The 15,007-nt window shown below is 38.3% G+C and carries 14 protein-coding genes; 4 read left to right on the top strand and 10 right to left on the bottom strand.

Translation table 11 applies throughout. The annotated features are described in order from the left end of the window. The first annotated feature begins 19 nt into the window (after positions 1-19). Positions 20-631 carry a 30S ribosomal protein S4 gene (gene rpsD, locus QZ413_RS07155; protein ID WP_297077932.1) on the top strand — a complete coding sequence of 204 codons (612 nt, stop codon included), beginning with the start codon at positions 20-22 and terminating at the stop codon, positions 629-631. 204 nt (positions 632-835) lie between these two features. Here rpsD and QZ413_RS07160 read toward each other — a convergent pair whose 3' ends face one another. From QZ413_RS07160 to QZ413_RS07170, 3 genes are read right to left on the bottom strand one after another with little or no spacing between them, the layout of a single operon-like run. Next, positions 836-1,444, bottom strand: a complete 609-nt coding sequence (locus tag QZ413_RS07160) for a DUF1054 domain-containing protein (protein WP_297077933.1) — start codon at positions 1,442-1,444, stop codon at positions 836-838. A 13-nt stretch (positions 1,445-1,457) separates the two neighbouring features. Next, on the bottom strand, positions 1,458-2,345 hold the full coding sequence (locus QZ413_RS07165; protein ID WP_297077934.1) for a metallophosphoesterase: 888 nt from the start codon (positions 2,343-2,345) through the stop codon (positions 1,458-1,460). Continuing rightward, complete coding sequence (locus QZ413_RS07170) at positions 2,342-2,722, bottom strand: iron-sulfur cluster biosynthesis family protein (RefSeq protein WP_297077935.1); 381 nt, start codon at positions 2,720-2,722, stop codon at positions 2,342-2,344. Before QZ413_RS07170 ends, QZ413_RS07165 begins: the two co-directional genes overlap by 4 nt. A 123-nt stretch (positions 2,723-2,845) precedes the next feature. Here QZ413_RS07170 and QZ413_RS07175 point away from each other — a divergent pair, with 123 nt between their 5' ends. Next, positions 2,846-3,280, top strand: a complete 435-nt coding sequence (locus QZ413_RS07175) for a YueI family protein (RefSeq protein ID WP_297077937.1) — start codon at positions 2,846-2,848, stop codon at positions 3,278-3,280. Between the two features lie 107 nt (positions 3,281-3,387). Here the strand turns inward: QZ413_RS07175 and QZ413_RS07180 are convergent, their stop codons facing one another. Further along, entirely contained in the window at positions 3,388-3,642 is a 255-nt protein-coding gene (locus QZ413_RS07180) for a hypothetical protein (RefSeq protein WP_297077939.1), read from the bottom strand. 287 nt (positions 3,643-3,929) lie between these two features. Beyond that, the gene (locus QZ413_RS07185) at positions 3,930-4,451 is read right to left on the bottom strand and encodes a hypothetical protein (protein WP_297077941.1); all 522 of its coding nucleotides are present in this window, start codon (positions 4,449-4,451) and stop codon (positions 3,930-3,932) included. 186 nt (positions 4,452-4,637) lie between these two features. Here QZ413_RS07185 and QZ413_RS07190 point away from each other — a divergent pair, with 186 nt between their 5' ends. Together QZ413_RS07190 and QZ413_RS07195 are read left to right on the top strand one after the other, a co-directional pair. Further along, on the top strand, positions 4,638-5,108 hold the full coding sequence (locus QZ413_RS07190) for a transcriptional regulator (protein WP_297077943.1): 471 nt from the start codon (positions 4,638-4,640) through the stop codon (positions 5,106-5,108). Positions 5,109-5,140: 32 nt separating this feature from the next. Beyond that, on the top strand, positions 5,141-6,658 hold the full coding sequence (locus QZ413_RS07195) for an ABC transporter ATP-binding protein (protein WP_297077945.1): 1,518 nt from the start codon (positions 5,141-5,143) through the stop codon (positions 6,656-6,658). 178 nt (positions 6,659-6,836) lie between these two features. Here the strand turns inward: QZ413_RS07195 and QZ413_RS07200 are convergent, their stop codons facing one another. From QZ413_RS07200 to smc, 5 genes are all read right to left on the bottom strand, one after another. Next, entirely contained in the window at positions 6,837-7,055 is a 219-nt protein-coding gene (locus QZ413_RS07200) for a hypothetical protein (RefSeq protein ID WP_297077947.1), read from the bottom strand. Positions 7,056-7,278: 223 nt separating this feature from the next. Next, positions 7,279-9,537: a bifunctional glutamate--cysteine ligase GshA/glutathione synthetase GshB gene (gene gshAB, locus QZ413_RS07205; protein WP_297077949.1), complete on the bottom strand. Its 2,259-nt coding sequence runs from the start codon at positions 9,535-9,537 to the stop codon at positions 7,279-7,281. Between the two features lie 35 nt (positions 9,538-9,572). Continuing rightward, positions 9,573-10,586 (bottom strand): signal recognition particle-docking protein FtsY, encoded by a 1,014-nt coding sequence (ftsY, locus tag QZ413_RS07210; protein ID WP_297077951.1) that lies wholly within the window; start codon positions 10,584-10,586, stop codon positions 9,573-9,575. Positions 10,587-10,604: 18 nt separating this feature from the next. Further along, on the bottom strand, positions 10,605-11,414 hold the full coding sequence (locus QZ413_RS07215; RefSeq protein WP_297077953.1) for a Cof-type HAD-IIB family hydrolase: 810 nt from the start codon (positions 11,412-11,414) through the stop codon (positions 10,605-10,607). Continuing rightward, entirely contained in the window at positions 11,411-14,995 is a 3,585-nt protein-coding gene (smc, locus tag QZ413_RS07220) for a chromosome segregation protein SMC (RefSeq protein WP_297077955.1), read from the bottom strand. The genes QZ413_RS07215 and smc overlap by 4 nt, the downstream gene beginning before the upstream one ends. Positions 14,996-15,007: the final 12 nt, after the last annotated feature.

The raw sequence follows: 15,007 nt of genomic DNA on the forward strand, positions 1-15,007 counted from the left end.
TTATTGGAGGAAACATTTCATGTCACGTTATACAGGCCCATCTTGGAAAATTTCTCGCCGTTTAGGCATCTCATTATCAGGTTCAGGTAAAGAATTAGCTCGCCGTCCTTACGCACCAGGACAACACGGACCAAACAGCCGTGGTTCTCGTTCAGAATACGGTATGCAATTAACTGAAAAACAAAAACTACGTCACATGTACGGCATGAACGAACGTCAATTCCGTACATTATTCGTAAAAGCTAGCAAAATCAAAGAAGGTAAACACGGGGTTAACTTCATGGTATTACTAGAACAACGTTTAGATAACGTTGTTTACCGTCTAGGTCTTGCGACTACTCGTCGTCAAGCTCGTCAATTAGTAAACCACGGTCACATCACTGTTGATGGCAAACGTGTGGATATCCCTTCATACCACGTTGAAGTTGGTCAAGTGATCGGCGTTCGTGAAAAATCTCAAAACTTAAGTATCATCAAAGAAGCTGTTGAAGCAACTGTTGGTCGTACTGCTTTCGTAAGTTTTGACGATGAAAAATTAGAAGGTTCATTAACTCGTTTACCAGAACGTGACGAACTTTATGCTGAAATCGACGAAGCTCTTATCGTTGAATTCTACAACCAAAAACTTTAATTTTTGGACTTTACCAAAGCGAATTTTCGCTTTGGTTTTTTTATTGCAAAAAAAGCTGTGACAAAAGTGGGCAGCTTAAAAAAATAAGCCGGCATGATTCCAATAATAGATTCCTCTATTTCGGGAGTCATGCCGGCCTATTTATAAAAGAGCTACTTCTGGAACACCGTTTATTCGATTTTTAGAAGATGGGATAGACTTTGGTCACATCTCACTTGTTTCAGCTAATTCTTGCCATAAAGGATACAATTGCTCGATCGTCTTCAAGATTTTATCTGTTAGGTTGGGAATTGTCACTACTTCTTCTTTAGTCAACATTCGACCAATCTGATACTCACTTTTTTTGATCGTAACAAAACGCTCTAAAATTGCATGACTTTCTGATAGCGGTGTACAGTCAGAAACCAAGTGACTCCCGCTGACCACAAAATCAGACGGAAATTTTGCAAGTTCAGCTTTATGTTCGATCAAATATTGGGCCATTTGCGCTTTTGTTTTTGGTTGATCAATCATCGCTAGCCAAATAAACAAACGATCGTCCCATAAACTTAACTGAAAATGGGCTTCCATTTTATAGCCACGCTTACTACGTCCGATTGCTACCCACGTATTCTCTGGGGCATGAACTGTTCGTCTACGGTGTTGGGCAATATGAACATAATACGTTTCGCCTGTTTTTTGTGTTAAATGCTCCGCGATTTCTTGTCCCAGCGTAGCAAATGCCGGCTGGACATCTTTTCTAATCGCATCCATCCGTGCATCCAATCCTTCGACTTCAAATACCGCAAAACTTTCTTTGGTAAATCGCTCCATGTTGACCTCTTTTCTAAAACTCAAAATAACTAATCGATCGTTCAAATTCTTGTTGAAAAATCTTAGGCTTCACTTTTTGATATGCTTCGTGGTGTTGTTGCAATCCTTTTTTGACGGCTGCCATATTCGGCAATGCTTTTTTCGTATACTCTCTTAACCATTTTCTGGTCTCTGGCCACTCATACATATAACCTAATGGCCGACAGTGATACGTAATGCCTTCGATTGTTTTTGTTTCTAACTTACGGTGAGTATGTCCAAAAACAACTTGCTTTACTTGAGGGTATTTTTTTAAAACCTCGTGGATTTTTTCTGAACCTAAAAAAGCATTCATTTGATCCCATTTTTCATAGGGCGGACGATAATCAGGAACAAAGGTGTGATGCGGGACGAAATGGGTCGCTAAAATAAGCTGATCTTGCGTTTTAAACGTCGCTAGATATCGATCCAAACGCGCAGTGATCTGTGCTAATAACTCAGGATCTGGTAACGCACGTGTGATTTTCCGATCATACCAAACAAGTTGCTTAAAGCGCGAAAAATCTCGTGGGATTTTCGCAAAAGAATAATCGTACCAACCATTCATTCCAATCAGATACCTATTTTCGTTTAACTTGTGGTGAGAAAAATTCAAAAACTGCGGGTCAACATATGCTTCGATCTCTTCTTCACCGACTAAATCAGCCATTTCATGATTCCCCCAATGAAAGGTGACCTCAAAAAAATGGCTAAAATAGTTGACCACATCAAGTGCAACAGCTTTGGTATTGGCACTATCTCCGGCAATATGGACGTGAGTAACCCGTTGATCGCTAAGGTGTGCTACCATTTTAGCGTAGTAGTTGTCATCAAACTGATTGATATCAACATGCAAATCCGAAATAACTGCTAAACGACTCACGCTGTAGGCTCAGCCTTTGAACGGGTCACGATCTTCACATCAGAAGCTAAAATCCCACCATCTGATTTTAACTGAATCCGACCATATGTTGGTTCGATCACCAAACGATTTTCTTGATCGAGTAAACGTGTTGCAGATTCTTTAAATGAGACAGGACCAACTGCCGTTTCGACTGTCAGACTATAATCTTTTAGCTCTTCGTCTGTATAGGAATCATCGACTAAAAACAACTGAAAACTAGGATTTAATTGACAAGAGATCGCATGGTCGACAAAAGGCCCCCGTCCATCTTCATTGTCGAGTAAGATGCGCTCGTTTTCTTGTTTTTTGGCTAAAATTTTAGCTGCGACTTCTGGTTGAATATCTAGTTTTAACATATCTCTCACTCCTTTTAAGTAATTTCATCATACCAAATTTTTTTAAAAGAAGCGATTGGTGTGTTCGTTGTATTTTTCTTGCGTTTCATTTCTTGTTATACTGGTTAAAAAAGGAGGAATATTATGCCTGATGAGTTACAAAAGCACCTTGATAGCGGCCGCTACGGTTCTCCAAAGCTCCATCCAGATGAGCAACGTGCATATTTAGGTACTTTTCGTGAACGGTGCTATCTGAAAATGACAATCCCTCAAATGAAAGACTCCACGTGGAGCACGATCTTTTTTGATCATATCACGGACTATAAAGAAGCAAGTTGTTTGATAAATGATCAAGTTCCTCAAAGTGTCCAAGCACTTTATATCAAACAATTAACGGACAAAAGTATTCCTTTTCGAATTGTTTCTTATGAAGGAGCCCTTACTGAAGATACAGTTGGTCTATTAGTGGTCACTGATCATGCGGTTGATGAACCGATTATCGCGATTGATCAAAAATATGAACCAAAATCGACGACTCCCATTCCTGAAAAGCAATCGTTTTGGAAAAAATGGTTTTAAAAAAATAAAGAGCGCTCTAAAAAAAGCCGCACCATGGTCAAAATCGATGAAACGATTTTGACCATGGTGCGGCTTTTTTCTTAAAAGAGTTACTTTGAATACACTGTTTACTTTATCCAATAGAACATTATCAACCACAGACTAAATAAAAAACTGTCGCCTAAAATCACTTTGATCGGTACTTTTCCTAAATAACATAAAAAGTACAGATCAAGTAAAAAATAGCCAAGTACTAGAAAAAATGAGAGTTGAAATGGTGGCTTAAACCAAATCAAGAGAATTAAACTTGTGACCAATAGCCCTAAATAAAAAACATAATATGCTTGCTGCGATGGTTTAAGATAGTATTTATTGCTCCACATCATAAGCCCTCCTCTTTTATGTACTAATTTTTTTACGATAGCGTATCGTTTGATACACAAAATATAGACTACCTAATAAGAATGAATTCAATATCCATGATATACATGCAGTCAGAAGCATCGTGAATACGATCAGTCCGCTTTCCTTTGTATGGATGATTTGTGTGATCCAATGAAACATTGCTACTCTTTACATGATCACTTGATACACAACCTTAAACAAAATAAAAACGAACAGAAACAGACTTGCTTTTTTGACTACAACAGTAAATTTTGGTCTCACTGGATCATTCATTTACTCCACTTTCAAGACTTCCGTAATGGATAATTTCAGCAATCAAATAGACCAATATACCCATAAATGTTTGATATCCCAGACCAAAAACAATATAGTAACCTTTTTCCATTCCGATCGTTACCAACAGTGAATAGACTAATGGTTCCACTAGACTGACAATCAGCAAAATAATCGCAATTTGCTTAATGACGCGGTAGTTTTCTGTTGTAAATGGAGTCTGACCTTGTGATATGCGTGCACATACTTGACTCCCTCTAAACAATAAGAAGCTGTCAATCAAAGCCGAACAAAATCCGACAATGGCACTCATATTAGAGACCAATTGTGTTGATGGTGTTTCATAACTACGAAATAGTGAAAATACCGGTGCAGTGAAGCTAAACGTCACCTCGCCATTTAAAAATAGTAAGGCATACCCTACCATCAAACTGATCACAATCGTCACAAGAGCAAAAGCTTTCAATCCCAAATCGAATCCTCTAGCAAATAATTGAAAATGTCGTTGATCCATCTTAAACACCTGCCTTTTATAGTTATTATACGCTTACATTGTGAAAATTAAAACTATCAATATGACAACAATACTCTCGAAAATAACTATTGCAAATAAAAACCAAATGCTTTATATTTGTATTTATAAATCGATTTGTAAATACAAATATTTGATAAATCAAAGAATAGAAAGGATAGCTGCCTTATGAAATTTTCACAAATGAATGAAATGGAGATTAATTGGGAGCAACAAAAAGTGCTCGCTAACCCTACTCGCTCCAAAATAGTCGCCATGCTATATGAGACACCTATGACCTCAAAACAAGTAGCAGATACATTAAAATTGAATCCTGGTACGACGTATTATCATATCCAACAATTATTAAAACATGGTATTTTATCGATTCATAATACAGAAACAAAAAAAGGAATCATCGAGAAATACTATACCGCTAAAACAAAATTATTTAAGCATCAAACAGATCAATCTGTTTCTGATAAAGTACACCATGCAAAAACATCTATCTTTTTATCCGAGACACTTTTAGAGCAATTCAATCAAGATATGCACGCCTTACTTTTTAAATATGGACACTTATCTTTCAATGAACAACATGAAGCAACACAGATGCCCTATGAAGTGGAATATATGATTAAAAAAATAGAAGAGGAATAACACTCTTCACTTGATGAAAGGAGAGTCAACTTATGAAACAGATTATGCTAGCATTTTGGAAAGAAAACTCAATCATTTTGTTTTTTATGATTGGTTCAGCAATTAGCATCTCCATTATTAGTTTTATTAATGCTGATATTGTCAATGCATTAACATCACGTAACCAATCGATTTTTTTTACTTCTGCTTTGAAATTAGTAATCTGTTATACCTTCTTTTTATTATTTACTTATCTAAAAATGCGACAAGTTAGCGCAACTACACAGTCAATGGCCACACATCTTCGCGTCCAAACGACTAAAAAATTAGTGTATAGCGGATATCAAAATTTTGCCAAACACTCTACTGGAACTTACGCTTCTTGGTTAACTAATGATATTTCTCAGATCGAGCAATTGGGATTTGCCCCATTTTATGAATTAGTCGCAGGTTTGATTACCTCTTTCATCGCATTAGGTTCACTTTTTTTCTTCCACTGGTCTCTTGTTGTACTTACTTTGTTTGAAGTTGTCTGTTTATTACAAATTCCCCGCCTTTACAAAAAAGCAATCGCAAAAAAAACTCACCATGTAACGAAACAAAACGAACTATTTTTAGAAAAAGCAACGGATTTTTTTAACGGTTTTTCTGTTTTATATTCTCTCAATAAGCAAGAATTCATTTTAAAAAAAATAATGTCGTACTCTACTTCTCTTGGACAAGCAAAAAACAACTATGTTAAAACTATGGCTAATGTAGCCATTACCGGAGGAATCGGAAATGTTCTAGGCCAAGTATCGATGTTTATTCTAACGGGATTTTTGATCTTAATCCAAAAAATAGCATTAGGTTCGATTGCTGCTACAGGTTCACTTTCAGCCAATATTTTTAATACGGTGGGGAATATTAGTCAGTTTATGTCCTCGATTAACGGAACGAAACCACTCTTTGAAAAACTAGCAGCGATTCCCGAATGCGACACGCATCCGTATACTACGTCCACTCCCATGCATTCTGGTATTGTATTAAACAATTTACGGTACCAATATGATTCCAAAGTCGTTCTAGAAGACATTACTTTTTCTTTTGAGTTAAATAAAAAATACGCGATTGTAGGTGCTAGTGGTACCGGAAAATCTACTTTACTCAATATTATTACTGGTAAATTTCTCAATTACACTGGTTCCGTAATGCTCAATCAGCACGAAATCGCCGCTATACAGTATGAGGAAATAACCAATCAAATCACCTATATTGATCAACATACACATTTATTCAACACCTCTGTCAGAGAAAATCTAACTTTAGATGATTCATTTTCAGACGAACAGCTATGGGCTGTTCTCGAGTTGGTCGATTTGAAAGAATTCGTTGCGCAATTACCTGAACAATTAGATACGAATGTTGGCGAACGTGCCAATCTTATCTCTGGAGGACAAGCACAAAGAATTGGTTTAGCAAGAGGCTTAATTAGAGAAAAACACATTCTAATCATAGATGAAGGCACTTCCAGTTTAGATCAAAAGAATCTTTTGATGATTGAAAAGTATCTCGTCACAAAAAAGAATTAACTTTAATCATGGTAACGCATCATTTGCATCCTGAAATCAAAGAAAAACTAGATGGTATACTTCAGCTGTAACAATCAAAAAAACTCACTAGCAAGGACTAGTGAGTTTTGGAGAAAGAAATGAATATGTTTGGTTTGTTTGGGTATATTGAGAATATCTTATTAAGCTTAAATTGAACTTAAAACGTCAAACTCAAGACAAAAATCAAATATAAGCCTGCTATTATCAATCCAATCGTGATCAATACTGTACTCCACATCGTCATTAAAAAGAAAGGCGACGTTTCTTGTCCACCTTTAGTCTTGACGTAATGAAACAATCTTTGAGTAGCATAAGCTTGATATATACCTAGACCAATACAGATAATTCCAACTATAATTGAAACGATCGTACCCATTCCTACCACTCCTCTTGTTTTGATATACTTGTAGTATACGCTTTTTTTCCTAAAAATGCCTATCAAAGCCCTAAAAACGAATACACCATAATCGGAAAATCACTTCTTTAAAAAATCAGCCGAATCATTACCGAAATAAGGAAAACTATTGTCGGAATGATTCGGCTGATTTCTTTATGCTGTCAATTTTTATCACAGCTGCTTTTTATCTAGAGTGTGATGATCAGACTTTTTCTGGGAACAATAAATGCAAGACATCCATCGTCAAACGACGACCTGTACCTGAAAATGGATACGTATGCATATGCATAGCTGGATTGAAGTTTCCTTCAATGATTCCATACGCATTTTTTGCTGTAGCAGACACTTCTTTATCTGGAATGATCAAATCGATTCCACATACGACTGCACCTAATGCTGCAACTGCATCGATAGCGACTTGTTTGTAATCATCTGAAAATGTATCGGTAACATCGATCGAGTCGCCCCCGGTACTGATGTTTGAATTTTCTCTTAAATAGACGATCGTATCTTTTTCTGGGATACTATCGATCGTATACCCTTGTTCTTTTAACATCAATTGTTCTAAAGAACCAAGTTGAATCAATTCCAAAGGCGCACGATGATGCGTGCCACGCAATGGATCTTGATTTTTTTCTGCTACAAGTTCTGTAATCGTACGCTTACCATCTCCGACTACATTCGCGGGTATGCGCAGTAAAATGGCTTTGACCTGACCGTCGATCACAAAGAAACGATATTCTGTACCCGATAAAAATTCTTCGATCAAAATCGATGTATCTTCAGCAAAAGCAATATCTAATGCTGCTGCAAAATCTTCACGAGTAGCCCCTTCTTTAAAAATCGAGATCCCCAATCCATAATTTGTCGATTTAGGTTTTACGACAAAACCTTGGTGTTGATAGCGGGCAAAGTCTGCCAAGGCACGTTCTTTAGTCTCATATTCGCCACCTGTTGGCACACGAAAACCAGCTTGTGCTAACACTTTTTTTGTGACAGTTTTATTTTCCATCAATAGCGGTACGATATACGAATCTTTTGCAGTCATATTGGCATTTTTGACCCACTCGCGATGTTCACCTACTGATAACTGTAAGAATTGATCTTGCTCATCTAAAACAGCGACATTGATTCCTTTTTGAATCGCATCAAATAAAAGAATTTGGGTCGACAGTTCCATATCGCGAAAGCCGGCTAATTGATAAGGTTTAGCCCAAGCCAATACAGCATATTCATCTGCTAAAGCAGTCGCAGCTTTGGCTTGTGTACTTTGTTTTGCTTCTTGATACCAACGAGCAGCTAATGTTTGAGTATGATCTTGTTGAACCATTTTCAACCAGTCAGCTAGCTCTGTCGAGATCGGTAGCTTGGCTTGCTCGATAAATACTAAAAATTCAGCAATCAATGCATCGATTTCCTTTTGATAAGCAGATTCATGCAATGGATGTTCTAACGCAATCGCATTATTTTTGAGATCACCTCGTTTTAAGAGGACACTTTCATCTGTTTCTTCTTTGGCTAACATAAACAATAAAAATAAATGTAAACATTCGACTTGTTCTTTCGAGATCCCATACTGAGCATACGGATTCAAGTCGATATTCCGCAGTTCGATATAACGAATACCTGAAGTCGCAAGATCCGCAACTTTTTTACCACCTCGTAAACGAACAGAGGCATAAAATTCTTTTTCCTCAGATAATTTACCGTCTTCAACCATTTGTGTCAAATCAGCTAGATACGATTCGATCGAATCATAACGAACTTTGACATCCTCTTTATTTTTATATCCAAAAGAACTATTACGCAAAGAACGAACGGGCTCTTTAGGACCAGCTGCTCCGACGAAAAAGTTTTTTTCACTCATCGGTGAAGCTCCAAACAAATACGTGATCAAAAAGCGGTATGCTAAATAATTACGTGTCACTTTTAAGTAAGCATTTGTTTTAAATCGTATAAAGTCTGTTTCTTCTGTTTGGATCGCAAACATACGTTGCAGTAATTCTTCAGATAATTCGATATTAAAATGAATCCCACTGACCATTTGTTTACGACGTCCATACGTTTTGGCTAGATAGCGACGATACAAGACATCTTCAAAGCGATCTAATTTTGCCAGTGTAATGGCTTCGTCTTTTAATGGTAACGCTGGTGGCATACTTAGTGGCCATAATCGTTCATCGTCTTCTAATGAACGATAAGCAACGTCATGGATTGCCGCTAAGTAACGAAACAATTCCTCTACAGAATCGGTTACTGGTGTAATAAGTTCCATTTGTGTCTCAGCAAAATCTGTCTGAATATATGGATGTGATGAGCGGTTCCCTAATGTTTTAGGATAAGCCGTATCAACTAGTTGACCTGTTTTTGTAATTCGTTGACCTTCACGTTCAATTCCAAAACGTGCACTTAGCGCATAAGGTAAGACTGTTTCATGCATCAATAATGTTTGGTAATCCATGGTTCCCCCGATCTAGAAAGGCTAGCTTTCTATCCCTATTCTTCTTTTAATAAACCTTTGAACAGACCGATCACAAAGTCATTTGGATCAAATGGCTCTAAGTCATCGATTTTTTCACCTAATCCTACCAGTTTTACTGGCAAATGTAACTCATTTCGAATCGCTAAGACGATTCCACCTTTAGCTGTACCATCTAGTTTTGTCAAAACTAAACCTGTAACATCAGTCGTTTCTTTGAATTGCTTTGCTTGGACCATCGCATTTTGCCCCGTGGTAGCATCTAAGACAAGCAATACTTCATGTGGTGCATCGGGTTCTTCACGCTGAATGATGCGTTTGATTTTCTCTAACTCATTCATCAAATTGACTTTATTTTGTAGCCGTCCTGCGGTATCGATCAACAGTACGTCGGCTTGTTCAGCTTTCGCACGACGCATTGCATCGAATACGACCGCAGCTGGATCACCATTGGCCTCTCCGCGTACGACTTCAACACCTGCCCGTTCGCCCCATACGACCAACTGATCGATCGCTCCAGCACGAAATGTATCGGCAGCGGCTAATAAGACTTTTTTACCTTCTTGTTTGTATTGATGCGCTAATTTCCCAATACTGGTCGTCTTTCCTACACCATTGACGCCGACGAATAACATCACGGTCAAGCCTTCTGGTTTTAGGTTCAACGTGTTGATCTCATCGACTCCTTCTGCTTCATAAAGGTCGACTAGTTTTTCAATAATCGCATTTTGGACTTCAGCCGGTTTTTTCGCATTGCGTAATTTCACTTCTTCACGTAATGCTTCTGAAATTTTGATTGCCGTATCAAAACCAACATCTGCTCCAATTAGCGTTTCTTCTAACTCTTCAAAAAAGTCTTCATCAACCGTTCTAAAATTGGCAAACAATTCATTCATACGTTCCCCAAAAGTTTTACGGGTCTTTTCTAGACCTTTATCATATTTTTCTTGGACTTGTTCTTGTTCGACGCTAACTTCTTCTGGTTTTTCTTCACCAGTAAAGGCGCGTTTGATTTTATCAAAAAATCCCATAGACTCACTTCCCTTAGCTTAGTTTAGTACAAATTTTTCGATAGCTAATGCTACCCCGTCTTCTTCGTTTGTTTTCGTAATAAAATCAGCTGCTTCTTTGACAGGCAAAACTGCATTTTCCATCGCTACTCCGATTTTAGCATAAGAGACCATCGACAGATCGTTTTCTTCATCTCCGATTGCCATAACTTCAGTTTGTTCAATTCCTAAGTCAGTTGCTAGACGAGCGATCCCAGCAGCCTTTGTTACGCCTTTTGGCATAAATTCTAACAGATTATTACGTGTTTTGATGACTTCAAATTTTTCTTTGATAGCATCAGGGATCTTCGTGATCCATTTATCTAAAACCTCTTGGTCATATGCCGTAACTGCTTTATTAAACAGCGTATACTCGGCTAATTCTGCTTCTGTTGCTTCTTTATAAGTCAATAACGGATTAAGCGATGGATAGATCGTTTGATACGTCGATGAAGTCCGAATGCATAACACGATTTCATCTGATAAAATATCCAGTGGCATATCGAGTTCTTTTGCTAGTGCGATCAATTCATCCACATTTGCTTTCGTCAAAGTGACTTTTTCTACGATTGCTCCTGTATCATTTTTTTGAACTAATCCACCATTAAAGGTGATACTGTAATCTCCTGCTTCACGCAAGTTCAACGAATCCAAATAAGGACGGATTGCCATCAATGGACGACCCGTGCATAACACGATTTTGACTCCTTGTGCCTTCGCTTGAGTCAGCACATCATGATTGCGGACGGAAACTGTTTTTTTATCGGTCAATAATGTACCATCTAGATCGATTGCGACTAATTTAATCATTTTACTGCTCCTTTTACTTCGATTTGGCCATCGTCTTTTACCTGATCTAATTTTACAGATAAGACTTTAGAGACCCCTGATTCTTCCATAGTAACACCATATAAAGCATCTGCAGCTTCCATTGTTCCTTTGCGATGTGTGACCACAATAAATTGTGCGTGGTTTTGATTTGATTTCAAATAACGACCAAAACGCGACACATTCGCTTCGTCTAAAGCAGCCTCGACTTCATCTAAGATACAAAACGGTACTGGACGAACTTGAATGATCGCAAATAATAATGCGATCGCTGTCAACGAACGTTCCCCACCGGATAGTAAACTTAGGCTTTGTAATTTTTTCCCTGGTGGTTGCGCTTCGATCTCGATTCCTGTGTGTAATAAATCATCCGGTTGTGTTAAAACAAGTTCTGCTCGCCCACCACCGAACATGTTAGGAAATACTTGACTAAACTGACGTTTGATCGCATTAAACGTCTCTGAAAAACGTTGTTTCACTTCTTCATCCATTTCAGACATCGTTTCTTCTAATTGTTCTTTTGCTTGGGTCAGATCATCTTTTTGGCTCGTTAAAAATTCATAACGTTCATTCACTTGTTCATACTGCTCAATCGCTTGCAAGTTCACAACCCCTAAAGAGGTGATTTGTTGCTTCAAACGACTGATTTGCTTTTTTTGCTCCTCATCAGGTGTGACAAATGGATACAATGCTTTTGCTTGTTCAACTGTTAAATGGTAGTTCTCATCCAAATAACTGATTTGTTGTGCCATTTTGGTTTGAACACGGTCTTCTTGTAACGCATATTGATTGTGTAGTGCTAATCCTTCTTTTTGTTGACGATAAATCAATGCTAATGCATCGTCTTCTTTACGGATTTGCTCATGGCAAGCATATCGTTTTTCACGGATCATTTGCAATTGTTCTTCTAGATCCAGTTTTTTTGTTTGTGTCGTTGCAATCAATTCACTTAACGACTCTACTGTTTCTTCTTGGTGTTCATCTGATGAAGCCAATGCTGCCAATTGACGCTCTAATGTCGCTTGTTTTTGTTCAGCTTGCGTCAATGAGGTATTGGTTTGTGTAAAGCGTTCTTTCAAATGTGTGACTTTTTCTTTTGCCACAGCTTCTTTAGCTTGCAACTGGCTGATTTCATCGCGTAGTACTTGTCGACGCTTTTCGATCCCATCTTCTTCTTTAGTCAATGTATCCATCTCTTGTTGGATTTTCGTCAGCCGTTCGGTGATTTGTACTTGTTCGCTAGTCAATTGCTGATGTTGCTCTGTATAATCGGTAACAAATCGTTGCCATTCGCGTAGTTCAAATGCATAGATTTGTTGATCTTTTTCTAGACGTTCGATCGTACTTTGTAACACTTGCGCTTTCGAGGCAAAGTCTTGCGTTTGCACTTGATCATCTTGATATTGCATACGTAATACGTCTAAGCGTTGTCTAGTGGTGCTATCTAGTTCTTGCAATTCTTTAACCTGACGTTCGGTCAATTGTAATTGTGTCTCTAGACGTTGTGCCGTTTGGGTCAATTCTTGTAATTGAGCGCCTTGTGTAAACATACTCGATTGGCTATTGCGTTTTGAAGCTCCACCAGTCATCGATCCACCAGCATTCATCACATCACCTTCTAGTGACACGACACGATAGCGAAATTGAAGTGCTCTTGCGATTTGGTTTGCCGCGGCTAGGTCTGTCGCCATCAACACCGTCCCCAATAGATTCTCAATGATCGTCTGGACGCGTTCTTCGTATTGAACTAATTGACTGGCCACGCCTACAAAACCAGTAATTTCTTGCACTTGCGCGAGTACTGATGGTGGTAGGGTACGTGGTTTGATTGTCGTCAACGGTAAAAAAGTCGCACGTCCAGCTTGGCGTTTTTTCAAAAATGTAATCGCAGCTCTGGCGTCCGCTTCATTTTCCATTACGACATGCTGTGATGCTCCACCTAACGCGGTTTCGATCCCTAATGTATAGTCTTCAGGGACCTCGATCAATTCAGCTACTGCTCCTATGATCTGTAAATCTTCCCGATGTTTTAGCGCTTCGCGTACACCTTGATAATAACCAGTATAATTTTCTTTGATTTCTTGCAAGCTTTTTTGACGAGCTTTGACTTGTTGAACTTCACGCATCAAGTCATACATTTTCGCTTGTGCTTTTTCAATACGTCCTTTAGTCGTTTCAACTAAGCTTTGAAGCTCACTTACTTGTTTCGTGTGTTCAAGTTGTTGCGCTTTTTCTTTAGATAAAGAACTTTGGATTGCTTCTAATTCTGCTGTTTGTTGCGCCAGTTGCTCTGAGACTTCCGCTTGTTTTTTTAGTGTTTGCTCATTACGCAGACGTTCTTGTTCGTGTTGACGCTCCAAGTATTTGTGCTCATTGCTTACATTTACTTGTTGTTGCATCACGTCTACATATTCTGCTCGTAATTCTTCGACTAATTCTTTCGTCGATTTTTCATAATTTTTCATTTCTTTCATTGCTTGAGCGATTTGCTTTTCAACTTGTTGCAGTTCACCGTTTTGTAACGACAATTGCGCGATCACATGCGCTTTTTCATCTTCTAAGCGTTCAATCATATCCATGACTTCATCCAGTGACTCTTGATATTCTTGGCTACTCTTTAGCGTATGTTTCGAACGTTCTTTTAATACATCCAACTGTCCTTCTGCTTGTTTCAATCGTTCTACTAACGACAAAAGTGTTTGGTTTTCTGCTTCGATCGTGGTATCAAATTGTTCACGTTGCGCACGCAATTGTTGTAAAAGATGTTCTTTATCCGTAAGATTCGTTTGGATTGTATCCAGTTCTTGCTGTGCTAGTCGCGCTTTTTCAACGATCTGTTGATGCGTCGCCTCATGTTGGGCTAAACTGCTGATCGTATATGTGACGTCAAGTTGTGTCAACTCTTCTTTTAATGCCACATATTTCGTTGCCGTTTCTTTTTGCTGACGTAACGGACTAAGCTGTTCGTCTAATTCGTAGACGATATCATTTAAACGACTTAGATTTTCTTTAGTCTCAGAAAGTTTTGATTCCGCTTGTTTTTTACGTGACTTGTATTTTAAAACTCCTGCGGCTTCTTCAAAGATACCGCGTCGTTCTTCTGGTTTACTACTAAAAATCGCTTCGACTTTTCCTTGCGAAATAATAGAAAAGGACTCTTTTCCTAAGCCAGAGTCCATAAACAATTCTTGTATGTCTTTTAGGCGGCAAGCTTGTTTATTTAAGAAAAAATCACTCTCGCCAGTTCTACGTAATCTTCTTGTTACACTTACTTCGACAAATTCTACTGGAAGATAATGGTCTTCATTATCGAGCACTAGCGTGACTTCAGCGATATTTAGCGGTTTGCGTGACTCTGATCCGGCAAAGATGATATCTGGCATCTTGCCACCACGTAAACTTTTAGCCGAAGACTCTCCTAAAACCCAACGAATCGCTTCTGTGATATTACTTTTACCACTTCCATTTGGTCCTACGATCGCTGTTACTTGATTTTCAAATTCGATCGTAGTGCGATTGGCAAAAGATTTGAATCCTGCCACTTCAATACGTTTTAAATACACATGACTTCCCCA

The organism is uncultured Enterococcus sp., from assembly GCF_913775425.1.
Lineage (GTDB): Bacteria > Bacillota > Bacilli > Lactobacillales > Enterococcaceae > Enterococcus_G.